Origin of the sequence: Bradyrhizobium niftali (assembly GCF_004571025.1) — a bacterium.
In the GTDB taxonomy this organism is placed as follows: Bacteria; Pseudomonadota; Alphaproteobacteria; order Rhizobiales; family Xanthobacteraceae; genus Bradyrhizobium; species Bradyrhizobium niftali.
This window is the reverse complement of record NZ_SPQT01000033.1, coordinates 71,345-97,933: the sequence shown is the minus strand read 5'-3', so window position 1 is coordinate 97,933 and position 26,589 is coordinate 71,345. Positions and strand designations below refer to the sequence as shown.

Annotated in this window: 28 protein-coding genes and 1 tRNA gene; 12 read left to right on the top strand and 17 right to left on the bottom strand. The window is 64.2% G+C overall.

Going from position 1 to position 26,589, the window contains the following annotated elements; genetic code table 11:
• Positions 1-272: 272 nt before the first annotated feature.
• The 8 genes from E4K65_RS39030 to E4K65_RS38995 all read right to left on the bottom strand — a co-directional run bounded on the left by E4K65_RS39030 (position 273) and on the right by E4K65_RS38995 (position 6,443).
• Positions 273-677: a GFA family protein gene (locus E4K65_RS39030; protein WP_135178623.1), complete on the bottom strand. Its 405-nt coding sequence runs from the start codon at positions 675-677 to the stop codon at positions 273-275.
• Between the two features lie 207 nt (positions 678-884).
• Positions 885-2,333 (bottom strand): ammonium transporter, encoded by a 1,449-nt coding sequence (locus E4K65_RS39025; RefSeq protein WP_038965116.1) that lies wholly within the window; start codon positions 2,331-2,333, stop codon positions 885-887.
• 37 nt (positions 2,334-2,370) lie between these two features.
• The gene (locus E4K65_RS39020) at positions 2,371-2,709 is read right to left on the bottom strand and encodes a P-II family nitrogen regulator (RefSeq protein ID WP_008142813.1); all 339 of its coding nucleotides are present in this window, start codon (positions 2,707-2,709) and stop codon (positions 2,371-2,373) included.
• A 445-nt stretch (positions 2,710-3,154) separates the two neighbouring features.
• The gene (locus E4K65_RS39015; protein ID WP_135178622.1) at positions 3,155-3,757 is read right to left on the bottom strand and encodes an ATP-dependent Clp protease proteolytic subunit; all 603 of its coding nucleotides are present in this window, start codon (positions 3,755-3,757) and stop codon (positions 3,155-3,157) included.
• A gap of 40 nt (positions 3,758-3,797) precedes the next feature.
• A complete protein-coding gene (locus tag E4K65_RS39010) occupies positions 3,798-4,151 on the bottom strand; it encodes an SRPBCC family protein (protein WP_135178621.1) in 354 nt (117 codons plus the stop codon).
• A 28-nt stretch (positions 4,152-4,179) separates the two neighbouring features.
• Complete coding sequence (locus tag E4K65_RS39005; protein WP_135178620.1) at positions 4,180-4,494, bottom strand: ArsR/SmtB family transcription factor; 315 nt, start codon at positions 4,492-4,494, stop codon at positions 4,180-4,182.
• Positions 4,495-4,579: 85 nt separating this feature from the next.
• Positions 4,580-5,881 carry an ammonium transporter gene (locus E4K65_RS39000; RefSeq protein WP_135178619.1) on the bottom strand — a complete coding sequence of 434 codons (1,302 nt, stop codon included), beginning with the start codon at positions 5,879-5,881 and terminating at the stop codon, positions 4,580-4,582.
• Between the two features lie 223 nt (positions 5,882-6,104).
• Complete coding sequence (locus E4K65_RS38995) at positions 6,105-6,443, bottom strand: P-II family nitrogen regulator (protein ID WP_008142802.1); 339 nt, start codon at positions 6,441-6,443, stop codon at positions 6,105-6,107.
• Positions 6,444-6,681: 238 nt separating this feature from the next.
• On the opposite strand from E4K65_RS38995, the gene E4K65_RS38990 reads away from it, so the two are divergent.
• Positions 6,682-7,569 carry a DUF4339 domain-containing protein gene (locus E4K65_RS38990; protein WP_135178618.1) on the top strand — a complete coding sequence of 296 codons (888 nt, stop codon included), beginning with the start codon at positions 6,682-6,684 and terminating at the stop codon, positions 7,567-7,569.
• Positions 7,570-7,572: 3 nt separating this feature from the next.
• Here E4K65_RS38990 and tesB read toward each other — a convergent pair whose 3' ends face one another.
• Positions 7,573-8,433, bottom strand: a complete 861-nt coding sequence (gene tesB / locus E4K65_RS38985) for an acyl-CoA thioesterase II (RefSeq protein WP_135178617.1) — start codon at positions 8,431-8,433, stop codon at positions 7,573-7,575.
• A 203-nt stretch (positions 8,434-8,636) separates the two neighbouring features.
• Between tesB and E4K65_RS38980 the strand changes: the two genes are divergently transcribed.
• Positions 8,637-9,857, top strand: coding sequence for a ubiquinone biosynthesis hydroxylase (locus tag E4K65_RS38980; protein WP_135178616.1), 1,221 nt, complete (start codon positions 8,637-8,639; stop codon positions 9,855-9,857).
• A 198-nt stretch (positions 9,858-10,055) separates the two neighbouring features.
• Here the strand turns inward: E4K65_RS38980 and E4K65_RS38975 are convergent, their stop codons facing one another.
• Together E4K65_RS38975 and E4K65_RS38970 are read right to left on the bottom strand one after the other, a co-directional pair.
• Complete coding sequence (locus tag E4K65_RS38975) at positions 10,056-10,253, bottom strand: Trm112 family protein (protein WP_011083431.1); 198 nt, start codon at positions 10,251-10,253, stop codon at positions 10,056-10,058.
• A 97-nt stretch (positions 10,254-10,350) separates the two neighbouring features.
• The gene (locus tag E4K65_RS38970; RefSeq protein WP_135178615.1) at positions 10,351-10,884 is read right to left on the bottom strand and encodes a TetR/AcrR family transcriptional regulator; all 534 of its coding nucleotides are present in this window, start codon (positions 10,882-10,884) and stop codon (positions 10,351-10,353) included.
• Between the two features lie 99 nt (positions 10,885-10,983).
• On the opposite strand from E4K65_RS38970, the gene E4K65_RS38965 reads away from it, so the two are divergent.
• The 5 genes from E4K65_RS38965 to E4K65_RS38945 all read left to right on the top strand — a co-directional run bounded on the left by E4K65_RS38965 (position 10,984) and on the right by E4K65_RS38945 (position 16,061).
• Entirely contained in the window at positions 10,984-11,334 is a 351-nt protein-coding gene (locus E4K65_RS38965; RefSeq protein WP_135178614.1) for a hypothetical protein, read from the top strand.
• Positions 11,335-11,398: 64 nt separating this feature from the next.
• Positions 11,399-12,217 (top strand): SDR family oxidoreductase, encoded by an 819-nt coding sequence (locus E4K65_RS38960; RefSeq protein ID WP_135178613.1) that lies wholly within the window; start codon positions 11,399-11,401, stop codon positions 12,215-12,217.
• Positions 12,218-12,434: 217 nt separating this feature from the next.
• Entirely contained in the window at positions 12,435-12,713 is a 279-nt protein-coding gene (locus tag E4K65_RS38955) for a PepSY domain-containing protein (RefSeq protein ID WP_027543822.1), read from the top strand.
• Positions 12,714-12,775: 62 nt separating this feature from the next.
• A complete protein-coding gene (locus E4K65_RS38950; RefSeq protein WP_209312132.1) occupies positions 12,776-13,369 on the top strand; it encodes a cytochrome b/b6 domain-containing protein in 594 nt (197 codons plus the stop codon).
• Between the two features lie 190 nt (positions 13,370-13,559).
• Complete coding sequence (locus E4K65_RS38945) at positions 13,560-16,061, top strand: EAL domain-containing protein (RefSeq protein WP_135178612.1); 2,502 nt, start codon at positions 13,560-13,562, stop codon at positions 16,059-16,061.
• A gap of 12 nt (positions 16,062-16,073) precedes the next feature.
• Here E4K65_RS38945 and E4K65_RS38940 read toward each other — a convergent pair whose 3' ends face one another.
• Entirely contained in the window at positions 16,074-16,751 is a 678-nt protein-coding gene (locus E4K65_RS38940) for an LON peptidase substrate-binding domain-containing protein (protein WP_135178611.1), read from the bottom strand.
• Positions 16,752-16,784: 33 nt separating this feature from the next.
• Complete coding sequence (gene trxA / locus E4K65_RS38935; protein WP_167771504.1) at positions 16,785-17,708, bottom strand: thioredoxin; 924 nt, start codon at positions 17,706-17,708, stop codon at positions 16,785-16,787.
• 274 nt (positions 17,709-17,982) lie between these two features.
• On the opposite strand from trxA, the gene E4K65_RS38930 reads away from it, so the two are divergent.
• From E4K65_RS38930 to E4K65_RS38910, 4 genes are all read left to right on the top strand, one after another.
• A tRNA-Gly gene (locus E4K65_RS38930) sits at positions 17,983-18,057 on the top strand.
• 76 nt (positions 18,058-18,133) lie between these two features.
• Positions 18,134-19,120, top strand: a complete 987-nt coding sequence (locus tag E4K65_RS38925) for an NAD-dependent epimerase/dehydratase family protein (protein WP_167771503.1) — start codon at positions 18,134-18,136, stop codon at positions 19,118-19,120.
• Positions 19,121-19,502: 382 nt separating this feature from the next.
• Entirely contained in the window at positions 19,503-20,777 is a 1,275-nt protein-coding gene (locus E4K65_RS38915) for a PQQ-dependent sugar dehydrogenase (protein WP_135178608.1), read from the top strand.
• Between the two features lie 198 nt (positions 20,778-20,975).
• On the top strand, positions 20,976-21,569 hold the full coding sequence (locus E4K65_RS38910; protein WP_135178607.1) for a c-type cytochrome: 594 nt from the start codon (positions 20,976-20,978) through the stop codon (positions 21,567-21,569).
• A 199-nt stretch (positions 21,570-21,768) separates the two neighbouring features.
• Here E4K65_RS38910 and panE read toward each other — a convergent pair whose 3' ends face one another.
• The 4 genes from panE to E4K65_RS38890 all read right to left on the bottom strand — a co-directional run bounded on the left by panE (position 21,769) and on the right by E4K65_RS38890 (position 25,653).
• Positions 21,769-22,692 carry a 2-dehydropantoate 2-reductase gene (gene panE / locus E4K65_RS38905; RefSeq protein WP_027543830.1) on the bottom strand — a complete coding sequence of 308 codons (924 nt, stop codon included), beginning with the start codon at positions 22,690-22,692 and terminating at the stop codon, positions 21,769-21,771.
• A gap of 225 nt (positions 22,693-22,917) precedes the next feature.
• A complete protein-coding gene (locus E4K65_RS38900; RefSeq protein WP_027543831.1) occupies positions 22,918-23,526 on the bottom strand; it encodes a 2-hydroxychromene-2-carboxylate isomerase in 609 nt (202 codons plus the stop codon).
• A 106-nt stretch (positions 23,527-23,632) separates the two neighbouring features.
• Positions 23,633-24,997: an MATE family efflux transporter gene (locus tag E4K65_RS38895; RefSeq protein ID WP_135178605.1), complete on the bottom strand. Its 1,365-nt coding sequence runs from the start codon at positions 24,995-24,997 to the stop codon at positions 23,633-23,635.
• A 74-nt stretch (positions 24,998-25,071) separates the two neighbouring features.
• On the bottom strand, positions 25,072-25,653 hold the full coding sequence (locus E4K65_RS38890; protein ID WP_167771502.1) for a DUF2239 family protein: 582 nt from the start codon (positions 25,651-25,653) through the stop codon (positions 25,072-25,074).
• Between the two features lie 163 nt (positions 25,654-25,816).
• On the opposite strand from E4K65_RS38890, the gene E4K65_RS38885 reads away from it, so the two are divergent.
• On the top strand, positions 25,817-26,482 hold the full coding sequence (locus E4K65_RS38885) for a glutathione S-transferase family protein (RefSeq protein ID WP_135178603.1): 666 nt from the start codon (positions 25,817-25,819) through the stop codon (positions 26,480-26,482).
• The last annotated feature ends 107 nt before the right edge of the window (positions 26,483-26,589 follow it).

Sequence of the window (26,589 nt, the reverse complement as noted above, 5' to 3'; positions counted from 1 at the left end):
CCATCGGTCGCCGCCCCCGTCCAGAGCGGGAATTTTGGGGCCGGATAACAACGGGATGCATGGCGCCGGTTCGAGGCGGCCCGCGGAGCTTGATCATATTCCTGTCGGGACGTGGATATTTCGGCGACGTCATGGCAGGGCCTGTCCCTGCCATCCACGGCCTTTCCGGCCGCGTCCAAGAACGTGGATGCCCGGGGCTTCGCCTCGCCGGAGCAGCTTCGGCCGCGCAGGCGGGACAAGCCCGGGCATGACGAGTTGCGCGGTATAGGCGTTCAGTGTCCCGGCAGCTTCTCGAACGTCGCCATGCCGGCGGGGATCGCGTGGAATTCCTGCTTGTCGCAGGTGTAGATCGCCATCTGCGGATGGAACTGCTCCGGCTCGTCCAGCGTGCCGACCTTCAGGATCGCGGCGGGAAGGCCCGGAACCTTGGTCACCAGATGGGTGCCGCATTCGGCGCAGAACTCGCGCGTCACGGCGCGCTCGAGGTCCTTGCGGGTGAATTGCTTGGGCTGCCCGATGATGTAGCTGAACCCGGCCGCCGGCATCGCGATGAAGGTGTTGGGCGCGCCGCCCGAGATGTACTGGCACTCGCGGCAATGACACTGCGCCTGCATCATCGGGTCGCCTTCGGCCACATAGCGCACCTCGCCGCAATAGCATCCACCTTCCAAACGCATGGCGACCTCCCGGTTTGTTGTTCGTTGTGGTCGATATTTCTGCGCCCGTTGTCCGGAATGGCAATCTTTTTCTTCGCCGGGATCAGGCAAAAAGAAAGGGGCTCCAACTTGCGCTGGAGCCCCTCAACGGTCGGGGCATTGCCGGGTATGTGCCCAAACCGTAGTTGTGGACGCGGCCTCCGAAGAGACCGCGCCCCGGGAGGAGAGTTACATGTTGTAGGCGCGCTCGGTGTGCTCGGTGATGTCGAGGCCTTCACGCTCGCTCTCGACATTGGCGCGGAGGCCAACGATCACATCGACGACCTTGTAGAGGATCGCCGAACCGATGCCCGACCACACCAGCGTGGTGCAGACGCCCCAGAACTGGGACACCATCTGCGCCGCGAAGTCGTAATCGGCAACCTTCGGCGGGATCGCCGTGTAGTCGATGATGCCGGCGCCGCCGAGGGCGGGGTTCACCAGGATGCCGGTACCGAGAGCACCGACGATGCCGCCGATGCAGTGCACGCCGAACACGTCGAGGGAGTCGTCGTAGCCGATCGCGTTCTTCACGACGGTGCAGAAGAACAGGCAGACCACGCCGACCACGAGACCGAGGACGATCGCACCCATGACGCCGGAGAAGCCGGCGGCGGGCGTGACGGCCACGAGACCCGCGACAGCGCCGGAGATGACGCCGAGCACCGACGGGTGACCCTTCACGATCCACTCCGCGAACATCCACGACAGCGCGGCGGCCGCGGTGGCGACGAAGGAGTTGGTCATGGCGAGGGCAGCGCCGCCGTTGGCTTCGAGGTTGGAGCCGGCGTTGAAGCCGAACCAGCCGACCCAGAGCAGCGAGGCGCCGATCATCGACATGGTCAGCGAGTGCGGAGCCATCAGCTCCTTGCCGTAGCCGGTGCGCTTGCCGATCAAGAGAGCGCCGACGAGACCTGCGATGCCGGCGTTGATGTGCACCACGGTGCCGCCCGCGAAGTCGATCGCGCCCTTCTTGAAGATCCAGCCGGCGTCGGCGTTGATCTCGTCGAGCTTGGCCTGCGCCGCGGTCTTCGCCGCTGCATCAGTCGCCGCAGCCAGAGCCTTGGCCGCATCCTGGATCGCGTCCGGGCCGGGCCAGTACCAGACCATGTGCGCGATCGGGAAGTAGATCAGCGTGACCCAGAGCGGGATGAAGAGAGCGATCGCCGAGAACTTCATGCGCTCGGCGAAGGCGCCGACGATGAGGGCGGGCGTGATCGCCGCGAAGGTCATCTGGAAGCACATGTAGATGAGCTCCGAGATGTTGGCGTCGACCGAGAAGGTCGCGGCCTTCGAGTCGGTGGTGACGCCCATCATGAAGGCCTTGGAGAAGCCGCCGATGAAGTCGGAGCCGCCGGTGAAGGCGAGGCTGTAGCCGTACACGGCCCAGATCACGGTGACGACGCAGACGGTGTAGAAGACCTGCATCAAGACCGAGAGCATGTTCTTGGAACGGACGAGACCGCCGTAGAACAGCGCAAGACCCGGGATCGTCATCAACAGCACGAGGACTGTCGATGTCAGCATCCAGGCGTTGTCTCCCTTGTTGACCGTTGGCTCGGCATAGGCTGCGGTCGCAGCGAACAGGCCGACTGCGAGAGCCGCCAATCCCGCGCCATAGGGACGCTTGAACGTCATATTGTTTACTCCTGATTGGATAAGGTTGAGCGCGAAATCAGAGGGCCGCGGCATCGGCCTCGCCGGTGCGGATACGAACCGCATGGTCGAGGTTGATGACGAAGATCTTGCCGTCGCCGATCTGTCCGGTTTTCGCAGCGGACGTGATGGCGTCGATGGTCTTGTCGACCTGGTCGGAGGCGACAGCGACCTCGATCTTGATCTTGGGCAGGAAACTCACGGCATATTCAGCGCCGCGATAGATTTCCGTATGGCCCTTCTGGCGGCCATATCCCTTGACTTCCGTCACCGTGAGACCGTGAACGCCGATGGCGGTCAGGGCGTCACGGACTTCTTCCAGCTTGAATGGCTTGATAATCGCCATAACAATTTTCATGGGTCCTATCCCCGCTTGGGCCCGGTCCGGACGTGGCCGGGCGTTTCTCGACTGGTTCGCCACGAGGGAGAAGTTTCACTACGCGGGCACAGCCGGACCCCTAGAATCAAATGCCGTGCCAGAACGGGCGTGTTGCCTAACGGACTATGAAAGCGGGGGTTTTCGCGTTTGACGCGTGCTGCAGTGCAGTGCGCTATTACGTCGCGCTCAAAAGCTGGTCACGTCTGCTCAAAATAAGTGCACGACAGGCTGCCGACACAATGTTGCTCATGTGTCGGGCAGCAAAAAGGTATCTAATTATGGGCAGAGCTACTGAAATGCTTCGCCGTGCGGCGAAATACCGAACCGCTGGAGCTCGTGCTCACGGGATGCGCGCAACCGGCCGAGCAGCTTGGGCAGAACAAAGCTTGCCGGACGGTATCTGGCTGAAGCCGCCGTCGGACCGTCAGGCAGCGTCGCGCTCCGCAAAGACCCGGTCGATCAATCCCCACTCGACCCCCTGCTGCGCGGTCATGAAGTGGTCGCGGTCCAGGGTCCGTTCCACCTCCTCCACGGGACGCCTGCAATGTTGCGCATAGAGCCGGATGATACGCCGCTTGGTGTCCTGCATTTCGGTGGCATGGATCAGGATGTCAGACGCCTGGCCTTGAAAGCCGCCGAGTGGCTGATGCACGTGAAGGCTGGCATTGGGCAGGGCGGCGCGGTGACCGGGTTCGCCGGCCATCAGCAGGAACGAACCCATGGAGCGTGCGGTGCCCATGCACAGCGTATGGACCGGCGCCTTGATGAACTGCATGGTGTCGTACATCGCCAGTCCGCTGGTGATCACGCCGCCATAGGAATTGATGTAGAGGTTGATCGGCTTGTTCGGGTTCTCCGCCTCCAGGAACAGGAGTTGCGCGCAGACCAGTCCGGACATCGCATCATTGACCTCGCCGTTGAGGAAGATGATGCGCTCGCGCAAGAGCCGCGAATAGATGTCGAAGGATCGCTCGCCGCGGGTGGATTGTTCGACCACCATAGGGACGAGCTGAAGCATGTCGCGCATTGGCGACCTCCATGTTTGCAGGTGATGAAGTCTTTTGCTGCTAGGCCGCCATCATCAGGCAGCAATTGGTGTTGGCCGGCTGCGGCAGTTTCGCGAGGTCGTCGCAGGCTTGCTGGATGATGCGGAAGCGGGTGCCGCCATCCTCGTTCGGCTCGATCCGGAAGATGACGTGGCTCTCGCGAAACGGCGGCTCCGAATCGCGAAGCCGGTAGCGCACCTCTTCGCCTGCGATCGTCGATTCCGGCACGGCGCCCGCAAGGTCGCAATCCGGCAGCCAGCGCTCGCGCAAGGCCGGAATGGTCACGGCGCGCCAGACCTTTGCTGGCGGCGCATCGAATTCATATTCAAGCACCAGGGCTTCGTCGGGACGATCAGGCTTCGCGGCGTCGCTCATCGGTCCAGGTCCTTATTGGTCCAGATTCTTATTGATCCATGTCCTTCAAGAGATCGGCGAGTGCTTCCATGCGCTGCGGCCAGTAGGCGCGGTAGCGCGCAAGCCATGCCCCGATGGCGACGATTCCGTCTGGGTCGACTTCGTAGTTCACAAAGCGGCCCTGCCGCTGTTCACGCACCAGGCCTGCCGCGCGCAGCACCGCGAGATGCTGCGACATCGCCGGTTGGCTGATCTCCAACCCGTCGCGCAAGGCGCTCGCATTCAGGCTTCCGCCAGCGAGCTTCTCAAAGACCTTTCGACGCGTCGGGTCGGCCAGCGCCTTGAAGATGTCGGCTTCGATCATGACGATACATAAGCACACGCTTATGTATCACGCAAGTCCCGAGTGACCCCAGGGTGCTCAGGGCTTCGAACCGGCTGCCCGCGGCTTACTGCAACGCCTCGCCGTGCTGCGAAATATCCAGTCCCTCGAGCTCGTGCTCACGGGATACGCGCAATGGCACGAACAGGCTGACAAGCTTGAGCAGGATGAAGCTCACCCCTGCCGACCAGATGAAGGTGACGGCGACCCCATAAAGCTGGATCAGAAGCTGCTGCGGATGGCCCTCGATCAGGCCGGCGGTGCCGCCGATGGCGCTGGTTGCGAACACCCCGGCGAGCAGGGTGCCGGTCAGACCGCCGATGCCGTGGACGCCGAACACGTCGAGCGAATCGTCATAGTCGAAGCGGTGCTTCAGCCACGTGCAGGCCCAGTAGCAAACCGCCCCGGCGATGATGCCGATGACGATGCCATGCCACGGCGCGACGAAGCCCGAGGCGGGCGTGATGGTGCCGAGGCCTGCCACCGCGCCAGAGATCATGCCGAGCACGGAGGGCTTGCGCCGCGTCGACCATTCGATCGCGCCCCAGGTCAGCGCGCCGGAGCAGGCGGCCAGATGCGTCGCGATGATCGCCAGCACCGCGCGCGAATTGGCCGCGCCGGCCGAACCGCCGTTGAAGCCGAACCAGCCGACCCACAACAGGCCGGTGCCCATCACGGCGAGCGACAGGTCGAACGGCGAGAGATTTTCGGTGCCGTAGCCGTGACGGCGTCCCATCACCTTCGCCGCGACGAGGCCGGCGGTGCCGGCCGACAGATGCACGACGAGGCCGCCGGCGAAATCCAGCACGCCCATGCTGGCGAGGAAGCCGCCGCCCCAGACCCAATGCGCCAGTGGAATGTAGACGAAGATGAACCAGGCGACGGAGAACAGCAGATAGGCGGAGAATCGCATGCGGTCGGCGACCGAGCCCGCGACCAGCGCCACCGTGATGATCGCAAACGTCATCTGGTACAGCATGAACAGCGATTCCGGGATCGTTTTCGCCGCCGGGTTGACGCTCTCGAGCGTCATGCCCGCAAGGAACCAGCGATCGAGCGTGCCGATCCATGGGCCGTCGCCGACGAAGCAGAGCGAATAGCCGAACGCGACCCAGAGAATCGAGATCATCGTCACGGCGGCAAGGCTCTGCGCCATCGTCGCCAGCACGTTCTTCTTGCGCACCATGCCGGAATAGAACAGCGCAAGGCCGGGGATCGTCATCATCAGCACCAGCGCGGTGGCGACGATCATCCAGGCGGTGTCGGCGGTGTTGATCTCGGAGCCTGCAGCGTGCGCCGGCGACGCGATGACCGATGCAAACCCGATCGGCGCAGCCATAGCGGCCGCGCGGCGCAACAATCCCGCCATGTCGTTCCCCCAGCACAGAAATTGCGTCGCAGCTGTGGCGTCGTTGCCCGCTGCGATCTAGACAAGAGTTAGTCTCACTGCATCACCGCACTCCACCCTCATCCTGAGGAGCCCGCGACAAGCGGGCGTCTCGAAGGATGGCCACGGGCGAGAGCCGGGCCTTCATGGTTCGAGACGCGCGTTCCGCGCTCCTCACCATGAGGGTCCCGCGACACAGTCGAATTTAGAGCGCGTCGCTGTCGGTTTCGCCGGTGCGGATGCGCAGCGCGTGGTCGATCGGCGTGACGAAAATCTTGCCGTCGCCGATCTGCCCGGTGCGCGCGGTCGCGGTGATCACGGCGACCGCCTTGTCGGCGACATCGGAGGCGACCGCGATCTCGATGCGCAGCTTCGGCAGGAAGTTCACGACATATTCCGCGCCGCGATAGATCTCGGTGTGGCCCTTCTGGCGGCCATAACCCTTGACCTCGGTCACGGTCATGCCGTGGACGCCGATCGCCGTCAGGGCCTGGCGGACCTCATCGAGCTTGAAGGGTTTGATGATCGCGACGACGAGTTTCATGGTCAGGCCTATTCCCCGGGATGCGCCGCGCCGTATGTCCCCGGCGCCGCGTCAATCTGGCATCTTTCCGGGCAAATGGCATAAAAAAGTTGCAGATTGAAGCGGAAAAACGTTTGGCGTTGTGAACGGCCGCCTCTGTACAGGGCAGCCGTTCATCCTTCACAATGCATTTTTGGCATGGATGCGGTGAACCGAAGCGTCCCAGCCGGTACATAAGTATGTTTAAGGGGGACGCTTCATGGCGAGCTGGTTCTACGCATCCGAGGGCAAGCAGCAGGGGCCCTTTCCGGACGGGCAATTCCGCGATCTGATCGCCCAGGGCGTCGTGCGCCCGGACACGCTGGTGTGGACCGAGGGCATGGCCGGCTGGCAGAAGGCCGCCGAGATTCCCGGCCTGGTCGGCGGCGGCGCGCCGCCGATGATTCCGGCCGGCGGCCCGCCGATGATGGGCGGCGGTGGTTATGGCGGTGCTGCCGGGGGATCGTTGACGGCTGATTTCAGCGCGTTCGGCCTTCTCGGCCGCAGCATCGTGTTCGTGATCGGCATCCTGCTGGTGATCCCCGCACCCTGGGTCACCGTCTGGTTCTACAAATACATCACGTCGCACATCCAGGTTCCGGGCCGCCCGAATTTCGGCTTTGCCGGCCAGCCGATGGACATCTGGTGGGCCTTGATGGCCAACGCGCTCCTGACTTACGCCGGCGCGACCGGCATATCGTTCGCGCCGCTCCTTGCCGTGATCGCCAATGCGTTTCTCGCCTGGGTGATCCTGCGCTGGATCGTTGCCAACCTCACCTCGAACGGCGAGCGTCTGCCGCTTTCGTTCCAGGGCAGCGCGATCGGCTATGTCGGCTGGTACCTGCTGATGATGATCTCGACCATCACCATCATCGGCTGGGCCTGGGTGATCGCGTTCTGGATGCGCTGGAATTGCCGGAACATCGAGGGCACGCGGCGCGAGGTCGCATTCAACGGCAGCGGCTGGCAGATCCTGTGGCGATCGGTGGTGTTCTCGCTGGCGTGCAGCCTCCTCATCCCGATTCCGTGGATGCTGCGCTGGTACGGCCGCTGGTTCGTGTCGCAATTCGCGCTGGTCGACCGCGGCGCGGCAGCTCGCGCCTATTGAGCGCTACCTCCGCTCGCGCACGGAGCCTTCCTGCGCGACGGAGGCGACCAGCGTGCCGTCGGGCTTGAAGATCGAGCCGCGGGTCAAGCCGCGGCCGCTGCGCGCGTTCGGCGAATCCTGGGCGTAGAGCAGCCATTCGTCGGCGCGGAACGGGCGGTGAAACCACATCGCGTGGTCAAGGCTCGCCGGCATCATGCGCTTGTCGAACAGCGTGCGGCCGTAGCGCGCCATGATCGCATCGAGCAGCGAAAAGTCCGATGCGTAGGCCAGCGCGCACATGTGCAGCGCCGGATCGTCGGGCAGCTTCGCCGCGGTCTTGATCCAGACGTGGATGCGGCCGTCCTCGATCTTCTGGCCGAAATAGCGGCCGAGCTCGACCGGGCGCAGCTCGATCGGACGGTCGGATTCATAGTAGCGGCGAATGAACTCCGGCATCTCCTTGAACAGCGGCTGCTTCGCCACTTCCTCCGCCGTCAGCTTTTCCGGCGGCGGCACATCCGGCATCTTGTCCTGGTGATCGAACGCGCTCTCCTCCTCGGCATGGAACGACACCATGATCGAGAAGATTGCGTTGCCGTGCTGGATCGCGGTGACGCGGCGGGTCGAGTAGCTCTTGCCGTCGCGCAGGCGCTCGACCTGGTAGATGATCGGGATCTGCGGATCGCCCGGCAGGATGAAATAGCAGTGCAGCGAATGCGGCAGGCGCCCCTCGACGGTGCGGCAGGCCGCAACCATCGCCTGCCCGATCACCTGACCCCCGAACACCCGCTGCCAGCTCGTCTTCGGACTGTTGCCGCGGAACAGGTTCACCTCGAGCTGCTCGAGGTCGAGGATCGAAATGAGGTCGATCAGGCTCTTGGACATGATGGTGCTTTCAAATGCCTCGTCATTCCGGACATCGCGCCAACGATGAACCCGGAATCCCGAGCGATAACCTCTGGATTCCGGGTTCGCGCTTCCGCGCGCCCCGGAATGACGGAATTGGGCCGTTCCGCCCTTGTTTCACCGCACTGTTTCGCCCAGCTCAAGTCTGCTAGCAAGACCAAGAGTTAGCCGGGAATTCGGGTATGTCGGTACAGGGTAGCATTGTCATTGGCGGCGGCGCGTTTGCGGGCCTGGCGCTGGCGCTCGCGCTGCGTCAGGGGCTCGGGCCGGAGATTCCCGTCATCGTCGCCGACCCGGCCCTCAGCACGCGTCCCAGCCGCGATCCGCGCGCCACCGCGATCGTGGCCGCCTGCCGCCGCCTGTTCGAGGCGATCGGCGCCTGGGACGACGTCAGGGGCGAGGCGCAGCCGATCCTCGACATGGTCGTCACCGATTCCAAGCTCGAAGACGCCACGCGTCCGGTGTTCCTGAACTTCGCCGGCGACGTCGCGCCGGGCGAGCCCTTTGCACACATGGTCGAGAACCGCCGCCTGATCGACGCGCTGGTGGTGCGTGCCGAGGCCGAGGGCATCGATCTGCGCGCCACCACGGTTGCCTCCTACGACGCGCGTTCCGACGGCATCGACGTGACCCTTGGCGACGGCAGCGTGATCGCGGCCAGCCTGCTGGTCGCCGCCGATGGTGCGAGGTCGAAGCTGCGCGAGCGCGCCGGCATCGCCACCCATGGCTGGGAGTATGATCAGTCCGGCATCGTCGTCACCGTCGGCCATGAGCGCGATCACGAAGGCCGCGCCGAAGAGCACTTCTTGCCCGCAGGTCCCTTCGCGATCCTGCCGCTATCCGGAAAGCGCTCCTCGCTGGTGTGGACCGAGCGCCGGACTGAGGCTGCGCGCATCATTGCGCTCAGCGACGAGGAATTTCACGGCGAGCTCGAGCAGCGCTTCGGCCTGCATCTCGGTGAGGTGAAGGCGCTCGACAAGCCGCGCGCGTTTCCGCTGTCCTATTTCGTGGCGCGCTCCTTCATCGCCGAGCGCCTCGCGCTGGTCGGCGATGCCGCCCATGTCATCCACCCGATCGCGGGCCAGGGCCTCAACATGGGGCTGAAGGATGTCGCGGCGCTGGCCGAGGTCGTGGTCGATGCGGCGCGGCTCGGCATGGATCTCGGCGCGGCCGACGTGCTCGAGCGCTACCAGCGCTGGCGCCGTTTCGACACCATGGCGATGGGCCTTGCCACAAACTCGCTGAATTTCCTGTTCTCCAACCAGTCGACGCTGCTGCGCACCGTGCGCGACATCGGCCTCGGCCTCGTCGACCGCGCGCCCCCGCTGAAGAATCTCTTCATCCGCCAGGCCGCGGGGCTGACGGGCGAGGTGCCAAGGTTGTTGAAGGGCGAGGCGCTTTAGGAAAATGTCGCCGCTCTAAACTCCGCTCGTCATCCCGGACAAGCGCGCCCCAAGCGCGCGTAGATCCGGGATCCATACGCCGCAGCATCAGTTTTGCGAAGACCTGGAGTTGCCAGCTTCGCGCCACAACCTCTCCCTGTGGTTATGGGTCCTGGCCTTCGCCGGGACGACAGCGAAAATGTAGCCATCGCGCCAAGATCAATCGATCTTGCGCGCCTCTTCCGGCAGCATGATCGGGATGCCGTCGCGGATCGGATAAGCGAGCTTGGCGCTGCGCGAGATCAGCTCCTGCTTTGCTGAATCGAACTCGAGCGGGCCCTTGGTCAGCGGGCAGACCAGGATCTCCAGCAATTTGGGATCGACGCTGGTTTCGGGGCGTTCGGTGGGCGCGTTCATGGGGGTCTCCGGCGATTGGCTGCCTCTAGCACAGAAATTCGCGTCCGCCCATCGCGCCGGCCAGGGCGTTTTCGAGCGAAGGGGATGCCGGTTGGCGTCACTCGGCAGAGATCATCCGCAGCAGCTCGTCGATCAGGCCCCGGAGCCGTGCCGCCGGCACCGGCGGGCCCGACAGGGCGAAGCCGAGAAACGTCCAATAGAGGATCTGCGCGCGAGCCTGCGCCGTTGCCGGGTCAAGCTCGCGCTTGCCCAGGAGCTGCTCGATATAGTCGAGCCTGCGGCGGTCGATCGCGCGCACCGCGGCTTGCGCGGCGGCATCGAATGCCGCCCAGTTGCGGACCGCCCGTTCGAGATCGAGCCGCGCGCCGAAGGACCTGCGCAGCAGCGCCTTCAGCGGCTCGTCGCTGGCGGCTTCGACATCGGCGATGATCTGCTCGGCCGCGATCTCGCGCCAGCGCTTCAGCACGGCGGCATGGAACGCGCCGAGATCGGCGAAATGCCAATAGAAGCTGCCGCGCGAGACGCCGATGGCCTTCGCGAGCGGATCGGCCTTCAGCGCGGTGAAACCACTTTTCGCGAGGGCCTTCAGGCCCTGGCTGGTCCAGTCGTCGGCGGAGAGCTGTTCGGTCATGTCGGGTTCCGGAATCGGACCATACAGTCCATACAGTACTGTATTGACAGGCGGCAGGCCAGTCCCTATGTCTCCGTACAGTTATGTATGGAGATATCGATGCGTGATCTCTTGCTTCAGTGCGCCGGCGTCCTGACCATCATCGTGGCCCTGATCCATGGCATCCTCGGCGAGACCAAGGTCTTTCCTCGCGCGAGCATCGAGCCGGAACGGCTGCGCACCCTGATCCGCCTGGTCTGGCAGGCATCGACCGTCGCCTGGATCGGCGGTGGCGTGCTCCTGATCGCGGCGCCCTGGATGGATTCGGCGCCGGCGCGCCACTGGATCGTCATCACCATGGCCTGCGTGTTCGGTTTCTCCGCCTGCGCCAACGCATGGGCCACGCGCGGCCGGCATTTCGGCTGGATGGCGCTCAGCGCCGTCGTTGCCATGGCGGTTGCCGGCTATTGAGCCTCGCGAATGAACGCTATCTCGCCACGGCGAACGGCGAGCCGTTACAGATGGAGCTTCAAGCATGGCTCTGACACTCGTCACCGGAGGCACAGGCCATCTTGGCCGGGATATCGTCGATCGCCTCGTTCGCGACGGACGTCACGTCCGGGTGTTTGCGCGATCGCCGGGCACGCGATCGGATGTCGAATGGGCGAGCGGCGATCTCGCTACAGGCGCAGGGTTGCGGGAAGCGCTGCATGATGTCGATACGGTCATCAATGCGGCGACCTATTCGCCGATCGCGCGGCGCGGCGGCATTCGCCCGACAGACTTCTTCACGTCGCCCTCCGCCGTGGACGTCGAGGGCACCGGGCGGTTGCTGTCGTCCTGCGGGGAGGCCAGGGTGCGGCACTTCCTCCACGTCTCGATCGTCGGCCTCGATGAGGCAACCCTGCCCTACGCGCGCGTCAAGCTTGCTGGCGAACGGCTGGTGCGTGCGTCGGCTCTGTCCTGGTCGCTGGTCCGCGCGATGCCGTTCTACTATCTGCTCGACAGGCTGCTCTCGGGCCTCGCCTGGCTTCCGGTCTGGCCGGTGCCGACGACGCTGTTCAATCCCGTCGATACGTCGGATGTCGCCGACCACGTCGTGGCCTGCGCCTTCGACGGGATGCGTGGCGAGCGCGCGGAGATTGGCGGTCCCGAAGACCTTGAGCTCGTCTCGCTGGCTCGCCGGTATCAGGACGCGAGGCGACTGCATCGAAAAATCCTGCCGATGAACCTTTCGGACGCGAAGGCGCGCGGCATGGGCTTCGTCGTCAGCCACGGCGTTCGCGGTCGGCTCTCCTGGACGGATTGGCTGCAACGCAACGATCCCGTTGCGCGAAGCGCGACCCAGCGATGACCGGCCCGACCGGCGCGCCTGCGGCCCGTGAGACGTAAGGCCGCAGAGGCCCGCCAAAAGCACACTGCGTACGGAGAGCACTCAGCTTTTGGCCGACGTTAGAACTTATCTAAAGCGATCCATGCCCGAACCGGATTGACTTCACACCCTCCTTCGCTTCCTTCGGTCTCGCTCCGCGGCTTCCCGCGCAGCGCCCACGACAAAGGAGGAGAGGTTCGTGAAGGTCATTCGTGTTGTTGCCATGGCACTGACGATCGGGATTGGCGCGGGATCGACGGCCATGGCCGACGGTTTCAAGGACTGCACCAAGCTCGACAAGGCGTCGTGGAAGCCGGCGAGCGAAGCCGAAGCCAAGGCCAAGGCGCTCGGTTACGAGGTGCGGCGCTCCAAGATCGAAGGCTCGTGCTATGAGGTCTATGGCGTCAAGGAAGGCAAGCTCTACGAGCTGTTCTACAGCCCTGAAGACCTCAGCCTGAAGCACACGGTCGCGAAATAATTTCCGCGAAATAACCTGCGCGAAGTGATCTGCGCAAAGTAAGGCTTGAGGGTGGTCTGCGCTTGATCGAAGAAGCGGTGCCAGAAGCGCGCGGGGCGTCCGACAGGACCCCCGCGGATCGAACCGCTCCGCGGACGATCGCGGTCTGGGACCTCCCGTTGCGCCTCTGGCACTGGGCCCTCGCGATCTGTGTTCTGGCCGCGTGGTTCACCCCCACCGTCTATGACCGCCTGCACCGCATCGTCGGCTATACCGTGCTTGGGCTGCTGGCCTTCCGCCTGGTCTGGGGCTTTTGGGGAAGCCGCTATTCGCGCTTCCGCATGGTCGGCGTCAGGCTTCGCGCGGCGCCAGGCTATCTCTGGAACCTGCGCCGCGGCATGACCGGCCGCTATATCGGTCTCAATCCCGCCGGCACGTTGATGCTGGTGGCGCTGCTGGCCTCGCTCGCCGTCTCGACGATCACGGGAGCGATGTCGGTGACCGTCACCTTCTTCGGCGTCTGGTGGGTCGAAGACACCCACCATTATTCATCGGACGCGGTCATCGTCCTGGTCGTGCTGCACGTCGTGGGCGTGGTGCTGATGGGGATTCTCCAGCGCGAGAACCTGATCCGCGCGATGATCACCGGACGCAAGCGCATCCGCACTCACCTCTAGACGTTCGTTGCCGATCACCGCGCACGTCCGCCTGCCGTCGATGGCGCGACACCTCAAACGCAAATTTCCGTAAATTCCACAGGCAGCGTTAACCCGCTGGTAAGCACGCAATCAGGCGTTGCACAAAATTAACGCGAAGCACGTTTAGCCGATCCACCATCGACGACATTGACGAGGGGAGCGGTATTGGATGTTCCGTGTTTATTCCTGCCTTACGGTCGAGCACGATTGGCGCCTCGTCCTGCTTGCCGGCCTGGTCTGCTTCGTTGCAAGTATCGTTGCGGTCAGCATCTTTCATCGTGCGGTCGCCTCGCGAGCCTGGGCGCGGGTGATCTGGATTGCGATTGCCGGCGCCGCCATCGGCTACGGAATCTGGGCAACGCATTTTGTCGCAATGCTCGCCTACGAGCCCGGCGTCTCGACCAATTACGGCCTCGTTCTGACTGCGCTGTCGCTCGCCGCGGCGATGATCCTGACCTCAGGCGGTTTTGGCGTTGCCGTCAGCAATTCCGGCCGGTGGCGCGCAGCTGCCGGTGGCGGCATTATCGGCGCCGGCATTGCAAGCATGCACTATATCGGCATGTGGGCCCTCGAGGTGCCGGGTCGTGTGACCTGGTCGCCGGGGCTGGTGTTGATCTCGATCGTCCTCGGCATGGTCCTGGGCTACGCTGCGCTCGCCGTTGCCCTGGGCCGCAAGGACAAGCGGGGGACCTTTGCTGCGGCGCTGCTGCTGACGCTCGCCATCGTGTCGCACCATTTCACGGCCATGGGGGCCGTGCAGATCGTTCCAGACCCCACGCTGGCAAACGATACATTGTCGCTTTCTCCGAACTTCCTTGCCGTGGCAATTGCGGGCGTGGCCCTGTCGGTGCTCGGGATGAGCTTCGTCGGCGTGCTGGCGGATCGCCGCCTTGCGACCAGAACCAGCAGATTCGAGCAGATCATCAGCGAGCTCTCGCTCGCCCGGCAGCAGGTGGAAGATTCGCAACAGGAAATCCAGGACCAGAAACTCAGGCTCGATACGGCCATCAACAACATGGTCGAGGCTCTCTGCATGTTCGATGCGGAGAAGCGGCTCGTCGTCTGCAACGAGCGTTATGCCCGACTCTATCAGCTGCCGCCGGAACTGCTGAGGACGGGGACACCGCACGCCGACATCATCAGGCATCGCGTCGTGACCGGCCTCCTCAAGAGCGACACCAGCGAAGGCGCTGCCAAGCAATTCCTCTCGAAACTGGCCGCGTTGCCGTACGATGCAGTCTCGAGCAGAATCGACGAGTTCGCTGATGGCCGGTTGATCTGCGTGACGCGACAGCCAATGGCCGGCGGCGGGTGGGTGGCCACGCATCTTGACGTCACCGAACAACGCCGGTCCGAGGCCAAGATCGCTCATATGGCACAACACGATGCGTTGACCGACTTGCCAAATCGCGTGCTGCTCAGGGATCGGATGGAGCATGCCATTGCAGTTACGCGCAATGGCGGCCTCGATCTGGCTGTACTCATGCTCGACCTCGACCGCTTCAAGGAAGTCAACGACACGCTAGGACATCCGACGGGTGATTCCCTGTTGCGCGCCGTCGCTGCGCGTTTGCGCGAATGCACCACGGAAACCGCGTTGATTGCTCGACTGGGCGGCGACGAGTTCGCCGTGATCGATTACGTGACCAACCCGGCCGTGGAGGCCGCCGCCCTTGCCGAGAACATCAGAAAGGCGCTTTGCGAGCCGTTCGATCTCGGCGATCACCGGGTCACGGTGGGCACCAGCATCGGCATCGCCATCGCGCCGCGCGATGGCAACGATTCCGACGTGATCATGAAGAGCGCGGATCTCGCCCTCTACTCGGCCAAGAGTGGTGGACGTGGTGCATTCCGTTTCTTCGAGCCGGAACTCGACGAGCTCATGCATGCGCGACGCAATCTGGAGCGCGACATGCGGGTTGCGATTGCCGGCCGTCAATTCGAGCTCCACTACCAGCCGTTCGTCAGCCCGGCGACCGGCAAGGTCAACGGCTTCGAGGCCTTGCTACGCTGGCATCACCCGCAGCAAGGTCTGGTCATGCCGGGCCAATTCATCCCCCTTGCGGAGGAGACCGGCTTGATCGTGCCGCTGGGAGAATGGGTCTTGAGAACCGCCTGTGCGGAAGCCGCCAAATGGCCGGCGGATGTCAGGATCGCGGTCAACCTGTCTCCCGCTCAATTCAGGAGCAAGGAGCTTGTTCAGGTCGTTATCGGCGCGCTGGCGAGCTCGGGAGTTGCGCCGCACAGGCTCGAGCTCGAGGTCACCGAGACGGTGATCATGCATGACAGCGAAGCTGTTTTCGCAGTCCTCGGCCAATTGCGCGATCTCGGTGTGCGAATCGCCCTCGACGATTTCGGCACCGGTTATTCATCGCTGAGCTTTCTGCAAAAGTTCCCGTTCGACAAGATCAAGATCGACCGCAGTTTCGTCAACGAACTGTCCAGCGCGAGGGCAGAGGCGCATCATCTCGCGCGAGCGGTGGTTCGTTTCGCGGTCAGCCTCGGCAAGACGACGACCGCCGAGGGCGTCGAAACGAAGGAGCAGCTGGATATCCTCCGTGAAGAGGGGTGCGTCGAAACGCAAGGCTACTATTTCAGCCGGCCGGTGCCTGCATCCGACATCGCCAGAATTCTGCGGCGGGGTGCCGGAGCAGCCGTACGCGCTGCCTGAGCATTCAGGCCCTCACTGCAGCGGCGGATCGCCGCTGGTGCGCTTCTTGGCGAGATCCATCTCGGTCACCGCGATCAAAATCTCGGCGCGGGTCTTCAAGTCAGGCGCCTCCAGCATGGCCTGCTTTTCGGCCGGGCCATAGGGCGACATCATCGCCAGCGCGTTGACCAGCGCCTCGTTGGGCGCGCTCTCGACGCCCTCCCAGTCGACCTTGAGATTGTTGGCCTTCAAGAAGTCCGCCAGCACCGAAAGCAGCGCCTCGCGATCGACTTCGTCCTCGCCCATCCGTGCGGTGAAGTCGTCGACATAGGTGAAGAAATCCACCTTGCACTGCCGGTAGGCGGTGAGCACCTCGAGCTCCTCGACGATCCTGAAGCGCGAGACGCCGGTGAGCTCCAGGATGTAGCGGCCGTCGCCGGATTCGGCGAGCTGGGTGATGCGGCCGACGCAGCCGACGCGGAACAGCGCCGGCTTGTCGGAATTCTTCGGCGAGTGCGCCACATCGGGCTGGATCATGCCGATCAGGCGATGGCCGTCGCGTAAGGAGTCATCGACCATCGCGAGGTAGCGCGGCTCGAAGATGTTGAGCGGCATTTGGCCGCGCGGCAGCAAGAGCGCGCCCGGCAATGGAAATACCGGAATGATCTCCGGAAGGTCGGCGGGCCCGCGATATTCGATGTTGATCGGCATCTGGTCCCCGCTGCCGGTGTTAGCGCCTTGCCCTCACGAAAACAGGATCGTCGACAAGCGCTTGCGTCCCTCGATGGTTGCCTCATCCGTGCCGCCCCAAGCCTCGAAGAACTGCACGAGCTGCTTGCGGGCGCCGTCGTCGTTCCATTTGCGGTCACGCTTGATGATCGCGAGCAGCTGCTCGGTTGCGGCTGCCCGGTTGCCTTGCGCGTTGAGCGCGGTCGCAAGATCGAACCGTGCCTGATGATCGAGCGGGTTTGCGGCGACTTTCTGTTCCAGCTCCGCCACCGGCCCCAGCTGCTCCGCCTGCTCGGCGAGATCGATCGCGGTCTGCACGGCCTTCACCGCGGGGTCGTTGCGCTTGGATTCCGGCACCATGGCCAGCGTCTGCTTGGCCTGCTCCATCGCGCCGGAGACGGCGTAGCACTTGGCGAGGCCCGCCAGCGCCGCGATGTTGGTCGAATCGTGCTGCAGCACCTCGGCATAGATCTGCGCCGCGGCGGCGGCGTCGCCCTCGGCGAGCACCGCCTCGGCCTCTTGCAGGATCTCGGCGATATTGGGCTCGCCCGGCGCCGTCACGCCCTTGGTCAGCTTTTCGATGAAGGCGTTGAGCTGGCTCTCCGGCACCGCGCCCATGAAGCCGTCGGCCGGCTGGCCGTTGACGAAGGCGATCACGGCCGGGATCGACTGGATGCCCATCTGGCCCGGGATCGCCGGGTGCTGGTCGATGTTCATCTTGACCAGCTTGACCTTGCCCTTGGCCGCCTTGACCGCCTTTTCCAGCACGGGGGTGAGCTGCTTGCAGGGCCCGCACCACTCCGCCCAGAAATCGATCAGCACCGGCTGGCGCTTCGATTCCTCGATGACGTCCTTCACGAAGGTCTGGGTGGTGGTGTCCTTGATCAGGTCGGCCGCAGCCGGGCCCGCCGCTCCGTTACCCTGGTCGATGATCGTCACGGGATCCCCTCGTCTTATGTCTGGAATGGCGGGTCTTTAGCACGTCGCCAACGCATATGCTTCGTCGTCGGCTCCTAAATTGGGCCGGGACGGCCGAATTTCAATGCATCAGGACTGATTCGGCGGTTCCGGGGCATTTTCCGTCGATTTGGCCGCTTTCGGGGTTCATATAGGCCCCAAGATACCAATCTATGCCGCCGGTAGCTGTTGCATTCCCCTCCCGCTTTTGGCATACGACAGCCGTTGCCGGCGCGTCATGCGACCGACACAGGATGCGGGTGTAGCTCAGTGGTAGAGCACGACCTTGCCAAGGTCGGGGTCGAGGGTTCGAGCCCCTTCGCCCGCTCCAGTTTTTCCCAGAGCATCCAGCCAAACCGGACGGAATCGTGGTTTTCCACGCCGCTGGCGGCTGTATTGGGTCTGCAATGACAATTCTGGTCACCGGTAGCGCGGGCCATCTCGGGGAGGCCCTTCTCCGCACGCTCCGCGGGCGCGGGTCACCTGTGCACGGGGTCGATCTGAAGCCGTCGCCCTTCACCGATGCCGTCGGCTCGATCGTCGATCCCGATTTCGTACGGCGCCAGATGGACGGCGTCACCGCCGTGATCCACACCGCGACGCTGCACAAGCCGCATGTGGCGACCCACAGCAGGCAGGATTTCGTCGACACCAACGTCACCGGCACGCTCAATCTGCTCGAGGCGGCGGCCGCCGCCGGCGTGCGTAGCGTCGTTTTCACCAGCACCACCAGCGCGTTCGGCTCGCAGCTTCGCCCCGAAGCCGGACAGGCCGCGGTGTGGGTCACCGAGGATCTGCCGCCGGTGCCGAAGAACATCTACGGCACGACCAAGCTGATGGCGGAGAGCCTGTGCGAGCTGTTCTTTCGCGAGCGCGGCCTGCCCGTCCTCACCTTGCGAACCTCGCGCTTCTTTCCGGAAGACGATGACGATCCGGCGATGCGCACGGCCTACACGTTGGAGAACGCACAGGCCAACGAACTGCTCTATCGCCGGCTGGATATAGCGGACGCTGTGAGCGCCCATCTGCTCGCCGTCGAACGCGCGCCCGACATCGGCTTCGCCCGCTACATCGTGTCGGCCACGAGTCCGTTCGAACCGCACCATCTCGCGGCGATCGCGCGCGACGCGGCGGGTGTCGTGCGCGAGCTCTATCCGGATTGCGCGCAGCTCTATGCGGCGCACAGTTGGCGCCTGTTTCCGCAGATCGACCGCGTCTACGTCAACGATCGTGCGCAGCGCGAATTGGGTTGGCGGCCTGAATTCGACTTCGCGCATGTGCTGCAAAGCCTCGTCGCGGGACGGGATTTTCGCAGCACGCTGGCGCGCGAGATCGGGTCGAAAGGCTATCATGACACGGTGTTCGACGACGGACCCTACCCCGTCGCCTCGTAAGCGCCACTGCTGCTGTTTTGCTCGATGCATCAAATGTCTGCGTGCCGTCACCGGGCGCAACATGGTCTTTGCCGTTCTACTGTGCATGGGGTTGTTTTCGCGTTTTTTGTGTGACCGCCCCTTCGGCTGCCTGAAAATCAGCCGCGCGCGATCTTGATTCCGCGTTGCAGCGAGATCATTGCGGCTGCTGTGCCAGCGTCCGAAGAAAATCCGTCTCAATTCTTATTGAGCGCAACCGCAGTGCGCGCCACGCGCTTCTCACCGCTCGCAGATGTGCTAACCTTTTTGCGTCTGCCTCTCAGGCGGACTCAAAACTTCGCCTCTCGACTAGCCATAACAAAATAACGTGCAGCCCTGACGGCTGCCATAGGGGAGTGACGCGATGACATCGATGTTCCATCGATCCGTGTTGGCGCTTGCAGCGGTTGCCCTTCTTGCCGGGACCAGCGTTGTCAATGCGCAGCAACAGGACAAGAACCGGCAGCTGAAGAAATACGAATCCGGCACCAAGGAATTCTGGACCCATCCGCCGGACGACTGGTTCCTGGGCGACGAGACCGAGGCACAGAAGGGCCTGGCGCCGCCGTCGGGTCCGCCGACCGGCGCATCGGAGGCCGAGCTCGCGGCGATGATGAAGAAGATCAAGCTGCCGGCGGGCTTCAAGATCGAGGTCTATGCGCCCGGCGTGCTCGCCGCGCGGCAGATGGCCTGGGGTGACAAGGGCACGCTGTTCGTCGGCTCGTTCGGCCTCGGCAACGTCTATGCCATCAAGGACAACAACGGCAAGAAGGAGGTCAAGACCATCCTGAAGGGGCTGAACATGCCCACCGGTCTCGCCTTCAAGGACGGCGCGCTCTACGTCATCGCCGTCGACAAGCTGATCCGCTACGACAACGCGGAGGCCAATCTGGACAAGCTCGGCGACGGCAAGGTCGTCTATGACGACATGCCCTCCTATGCCGCGCATGGCTGGAAGTACATCGCGGTCGACAAGGAAGGCTGGTTCTACCTGCCGTTCGGACCGCCCTTCAACGTCGGCGTGCCCCCGACCAGCGTCTCGCAGATCCGCCGCGTCGATCCCAAGACCGGCAACGCCGAAATCTATGCGCTCGGCGTTCGCAACTCGGTCGGCGGCGACGTCGATCCGCGTACCGGCAGGTTCTGGTTCACCGAGAACGCGCGCGACTGGGTCAGCGACGATCTGCCCAGCGACAAGCTGAACATGATCTCGAAGATGGGCGAGCATTTCGGCTATCCCTATTGCCACCAGGGTGACCTGCCCGATCCGAAGTTCGCGATGGGTCACAAGTGCTCCGAGTTCACGCCGCCCGTGCTGAACCTCGGCGCGCACGTCGCTCCGCTCGGCATGAAGTTCTACACCGGCGATCAATTCCCCGCCGAGTACAAGAACAACATCCTGATCGCCGAGCACGGCTCCTGGAATCGTCACAAGTACCAGGGCGGCCGCATCATGCGCGTGATCGTCGGGCCCGACGGCAAGAACGCCAAGCAGGAGGTGTTCGCCTCCGGCTGGATCGAGGGCGACCAGGGCTATCTCGGCCGTCCCAACGACATCATCCTCGCCAAGGACGGTTCGATTCTCGTCGCCGACGACTGGGCCGGCGCGATCTATCGCATCAGGTACAGCAAGAAGTAGCGCGACACGATAACGGGGCTGCGACCGGGTGACGGCCGCAGCCTCGTTCATTTTCACAGTCCAATGCTGTCGTTCCGGATTGCGCGTCGCTTGCGCGCAAGTCCGGAACCCATAACCCCGATTCGTGGTTATGGATTCCGGGCTCGCGCCAAGCGGCGCGCCCCGGAATGACGACTTCGATAGATCGGAATCCCCACCATGCCCCGGCAGTTCATCTCGCACGCAATCAGCACGGTTGCGCTCATCGCGCTCGGCGCCCTCTCCGCAAGCGCCGCCGACAATGCGGCGATCAAGGAGAAGGCCGCCGCCTGCGCCGGCTGTCACGGCGACAACGGCATCTCGCAGACCGAGAACATTCCTTCGCTCGCAGGCCAGCCCGATCAATTCCTGCAATGGCAGCTCGTGTTCTTCCGCGCCGGCTCGCGCAAGAACGACCAGATGCAGCCGATCGTCGAGGAGATCGGCAACGAGGACATCCGCAGCCTGGGGGCTTACTTTTCGCAGCTCGCGCCGCCGAAGGGTCCGGAGGACAAGGACCCCGATCTGTCGAAGAAAGGCGCACAAGTCGCCACCGGCCGCCGCTGTGCCTCATGCCACACGGACACCTACGCGGGCACCAAGGCCGTCGCGCGCCTCGCAGGTCAGCGCGAGGAATATCTCGTGAAGGCGCTCTTCGACTACAAGGCCGGCCAGCGCGTCGGCGGCGGCGTCGCCGCGATGGCCGATGTCGCCTATGCGATGAGCGAAGAAGAGATTACGGCGGTCGCGCATTATCTGGCGCATTTGCAGTAGTGCGGGAATAGCTGCAAACACTACCGTCGTCCCGGACAAGCGCGCCACAAGCGCGCGCAGATACGGGACCCATAACCACAGGAAGACGTGGTTACGGGGACTCGGAGTGACGACTTCGCGTACGATGTAATCTTGTGGTTATGGATCCCGGATCTGCGCTTACGCTTGTCCGGGACGACACCGAGCGCGTGGCTGGCCGCTACCCCGCCCGCTGCTTCTCATACGCCTTCAAATGCGTATACGCGATGCGCAGCTTCGGCACCGGCACCTTGGCGGCATCGCCGCGTGCGATGAGATCGCCGATGACGTGATCGGCCTCGACCGGCAGGCCGGCCTTGATGTCGCGGAACATCGACGCCGTCATCGGCGAGCCCTCGGTGGTGAGGTTGCCCTTCACCCGCTCGAAGAACGGGCCACCCGGCGGATAGCCTGACGCGGTGGCGATCGCGCTGGTCTCATCCAGCATGCCCAGCAAAAAGTCCCGGCCGCCGGGCGCGGCGAGAATGTTGCCGACGGAGGTGCGCATCAGGCTGGTGGAGGCCGCGAGCGAGGAGAGGAACACCCACTTCTCCCACATGTCCTGCATGATGTTCTGGCTGGCCGTGGCACCAACGATGCCGCTCTTGAAGGCTTCGTCGATCGCCTTGACCCGGTCGGACGGCTTGCCGTCGCGCTCGCCGTAGCTGATCGCCTGCATCGGCTGGAGCTGCACCACCTCGCGCTTCTCGTTCAAGGTCGCCGCGATGGCGCAGAGCCCGCCGAGCACGCGCTCCTTGCCGAACCTGGCATCGAGCGTGTCGAGATGCTTCATGCCGTTCAGCATCGGAATGATCGCCGTATCAGGCCCGACCGCCGCTGCGAACGACTTGATGGCATCGTCGAGATCGAACGCCTTGCAGCTCAAGAGCACGACGTCGAACTTGTCCTTGAGCTTGTCGGCCTCGACCGTCGGCGGAGCCTTCAGCGTCACGTCGCCGTTCGGGCTCTTGATGACGAGGCCGGCGCTCGCCAGCTCGGCGGCGCGGCGCGGCCGGACCAGGAAGGTGACGTCGCGGCCGGCCTGCAACAGCCTGCCACCAAAATAGCCGCCAATGGCGCCGGCGCCGACCACGAGGATACGCATGGGATTGTCCTTGTTGTTTCTTCTTTGCCGTCGTCCTGGCCTAGTGCGCAATTGCGCACGGGAGCCAGAAACCATTACCCCGACTGCATGTTGTCGGACAAGTTGGAGCTACAGCCCGTCACATCAATAACCTTTGGTGGTTATGGGTCCTGGTTCCCGTGCGCAATTGCGCACTAGGCCAGGACGACGGTGAGGAGATTGCTCGTTCCGCGCACGATCGGGGAATCACTTTCCCGATACCATCTCCTCGACCTCGCGCAGCTGCTCCTTGCCAAAAAACATCTCGTTGCCGACGAAGAAGGTCGGCGAGCCGAACGCGCCGCGCGCGACCGCCTCCTCGGTGTTCTTGATCAGCTTGCCCTTCACCTCGGGCTCCTGGGCGCGCGCGAACAGCTTTTGCGCATCGAGGCCGGAGGACGCCAGCGCCTTCGCCGCGATTTCAGGGTCGTCCATCTTCTTCGGCTCGCGCCACATGTGGTGGAAGGCGGCCTCGACATATGTCTCGAACACGCCCTCGAGCTGCGCCGCGATCGCGGTGCGCATCAGGTTCAGCGTGTTGACGGGGAAGTGCGGGTTGAAGACGTAAGGCTGGACCTTGAATCGCTTGATGAAGCGTTCGGTCTCGACCGCCTGGAATTCGCGCTTGTTCTTGACGCCGGCGAGCGTCTCGGCCGGCGACCTGTTGTTGGTCGACTTGAAGATGCCGCCGAGCAGGATCGGCACATATTCGAATTTGACGCCGATGCGCTGCTCGATCGCCGGGATCGCCAGGTGGCTGAGATAGGCGTTCGGGCTGCCGAAATCGAACAGGAACTGCGGGGCGGTGCGGGTCAAATCGTTCTCCCTGACCTGACTTTTGATCTGGCTTTTCATCCATTGTGGCGCACGGCGCGCCACGGGTCCACCGTTTAATGATGGTCATAATACCTTGATGATCCGGTCAGATCAGACGACGGATTGCCCGCCGGCGCCACACCAGGAGGTAATAGCCCATCTGCAAAACGAACATGGCGCAGAACACGATCGGATAGGCGGCCCATACGCCCTTCAGGCCAATCGTGCGGCTCAGGATGACCGCAGCCGGCAGCTCGATCGCGAGAATCGCGAAGATCGAGAGCAGCATCGGCGTCAGCGCCACGCCGGCGGCGCGCATGGCGCCGGAAAACACCGTTGCCAGGCCGAACGGCACCGAGCTCCACAAGGCGATGGTGAGCAACTCCTTCGCCAGATCGAGCACGGCGCCGTCGGTGATGAAGACGCCGAGCACGGCGCGTGGCGCGAGATAGATCAGCGCCACGAGGCCGCCGGTCAGGACGAGGTTGAACGCGAGGCCGGTACGCACGATGCCGTCGAGCCGGGCCCTGTCGCCGCCGCCGACGGCCTGCGCGCCGAGGATCGAGACCGCGATCGAGATCGACATCGCCGTGAACTGCGTATAGCCCATCACCTGGTTGACGGCACCATAGGCGGCGGTGGCGTCGGAGCCAAAGCCGTTGACGAGCCCGAGCAGCACGAGCTCCGCGATCGCCATCACCACCATGCCGATCGCGCTCGGCAGTCCGATGCCGAGAATCTTGCCGAGCACGGATCCGTTGAGCCGCAGATGACGCAGCAGCGCGGCATCAGGAGCAAGCGCATGCTGCTTTCGCCGCAGATAGACGGCGAGCGCAATCAGCGTCAGCGCGTTGGCGATCGCGGCCGCCCATGCCGGGCTGGCGATGCCGGCCGCCGGCAATCCGAACGCGCCGCGGATCAGCATCGGCGTCAGGATCAGGCCGATCGCGGTCGACAACGCCAGCGCCAGCAGAGGCGTCAGCCCATCGCCGACACCGCGGATCATCGCCGTCATCAGCAGGAAGACGAAGCCGAGCGGCATCGTCAGCAGCATGATGCGCGCATAAGCGGAGGCCTGGTCGAGAATGTCCGCGGGCGTCGCGAGCGCCATCATCAATGGCCGGCTGAACAGGCCGCCGACCAGTGCAATCGAGATCGAGAGCAGCAGGCCGACCGCGAGCGTCGTGCCGACAACGATTTTGATGCGGCCATGTTCACCGGCGCCGAACGCCTGGCCGATCAGCACGGTGGCGCCGGTGCTCAGGCCCATGACGAAGGCGAACAGGAAGAACATCACCGGGAAGAACGCCGAGACCGCCGCGAGTGCGTCGACGCCGATCATCTGGCCGAGATAGACGTTGCTGACGGTGCCGAACAACGATTGCAGTGCGTTGCTCAGCATCAGGGGTGCGAGGAAGCGGAGGAATGTCGTCCAGAGCGGCGTGGCGGCGGACATGGATTGGCCTTTCATCAGGGCATGCGAAGCCGTTGCCGCGCGAGGCGCGGCTTCGGCGTCGATAGGGTTGAGAGAAAGCGCCGCGCGGTTTACGCGCGGTCGCTGTAGGCGAGCTTGACGATGTGGTCGCGGATATCAGTCGGCCAGTCCGCGATCAGCCCGGTGAAGCGCCGCCGGTCATCCGCGAACAATGCCCGTGAGGCTTCCTCGAACTGCGGCAGGTTGCCCGCCATGGTCGACATGAAGTGATAGGCCGCATCGCGCGCCTGCCGCTCGCGGTCCTTGTCGCCGCTGGCACGCCTTGCCTCGTCGACGAGTTTGCGCAGCGCGACCGAGGCGCCGCCCGGCTGCGCGTTGAGCCACTCCCAGTGCCGCGGAAGCAGCGTCACCTCGCGCGCGACCACGCCGAGCTTCGGCCGGCCGCGCCCGCGCGGCTCGGCCGGCGGTGCGGTCTCCTCCACCGGGGGCGGGACGAGCTTCGTCACCCGCGCCAGCACCTCGCGGTCCCCGCCGCGCAGATCGAAGTCGATCGATCGGCCCGTCGAGTCCTCGAAGATGATGATGGGCTCGTCCGGCGGCGGCGCGATCCGCTTGACGACCAGCGCGACCTCTCCTGCCGGCCCGGACGCCAGGCGGCGCTGGCCCTGGAAAGCTGTGAAAGTCCTTTGCATTGGAATCATTGCCAAAATTGATGACGTTGGCCGTTTAATACCCGGGTAAATTGCTCACGTCAATATACCCGGGTGAAAATATCCGTCCGGATGGCTCGACATTGCGTTCCCGGGCTGGCACGAACGCGGCCAACCGACCACGCCTAGCCTGGGGACCCCACCGATGCTGACCGTCCATCACCTCAACAATTCCCGCTCGCAGCGCGTGCTTTGGCTGCTCGAGGAGTTGGGCGTGCCTTACGAGATCGTGCGCTATCAGCGCCAGCCGGACATGCGCGCGCCGAAGGAGCTGCGCGCCATCCATCCGCTCGGCAAGTCGCCCGTCATCACCGACAACGGCAACACCATCGCGGAATCCGGTGCGATCATCGAATATCTCATCGCCACCTACGGCAACGGCCGGCTGATCCCGCCGCCGAACACGCCCGAGCGCCTGCGCTTCACCTACTGGCTGCACTACGCGGAAGGCTCGGCGATGCAGCCGCTGCTGCTCAAGCTGCTGTTCACGCTGATGCCGAAGCGTGCGCCGGCGCTGCTTCGTCCGCTGGTGCGCAAGGTCTCGAACCAGGCGCTCACCGCGCTGGTCAATCCACAGCTCAAGCAGCACATGGATTACTGGGAAGGCGAGCTTGCCAAGAGCGAGTGGTTCGCCGGCAACGAGTTCACCGCAGCCGACATCCAGATGAGCTTCCCGCTCGAAGCCGCGCAAGCGCGCGGCGGGCTGGAGCAGGGCCATCCCAAGGCGATGGCATTTCTGGAGCGCATCCATGCGCGGCCGGCCTACGCCAGGGCGCTGGAAAAAGGCGGGCCGTACCAGGTAGGGCGGTAAGCCACTCTGCCGTCATTCCGGGGCGGTGCGCAGCACCGAACCCGGAATCTCGCGCCACAATCTCGAGAGTTCGGCTCCTCGAGCCGCCCCGGGATGACGCCGAGCAG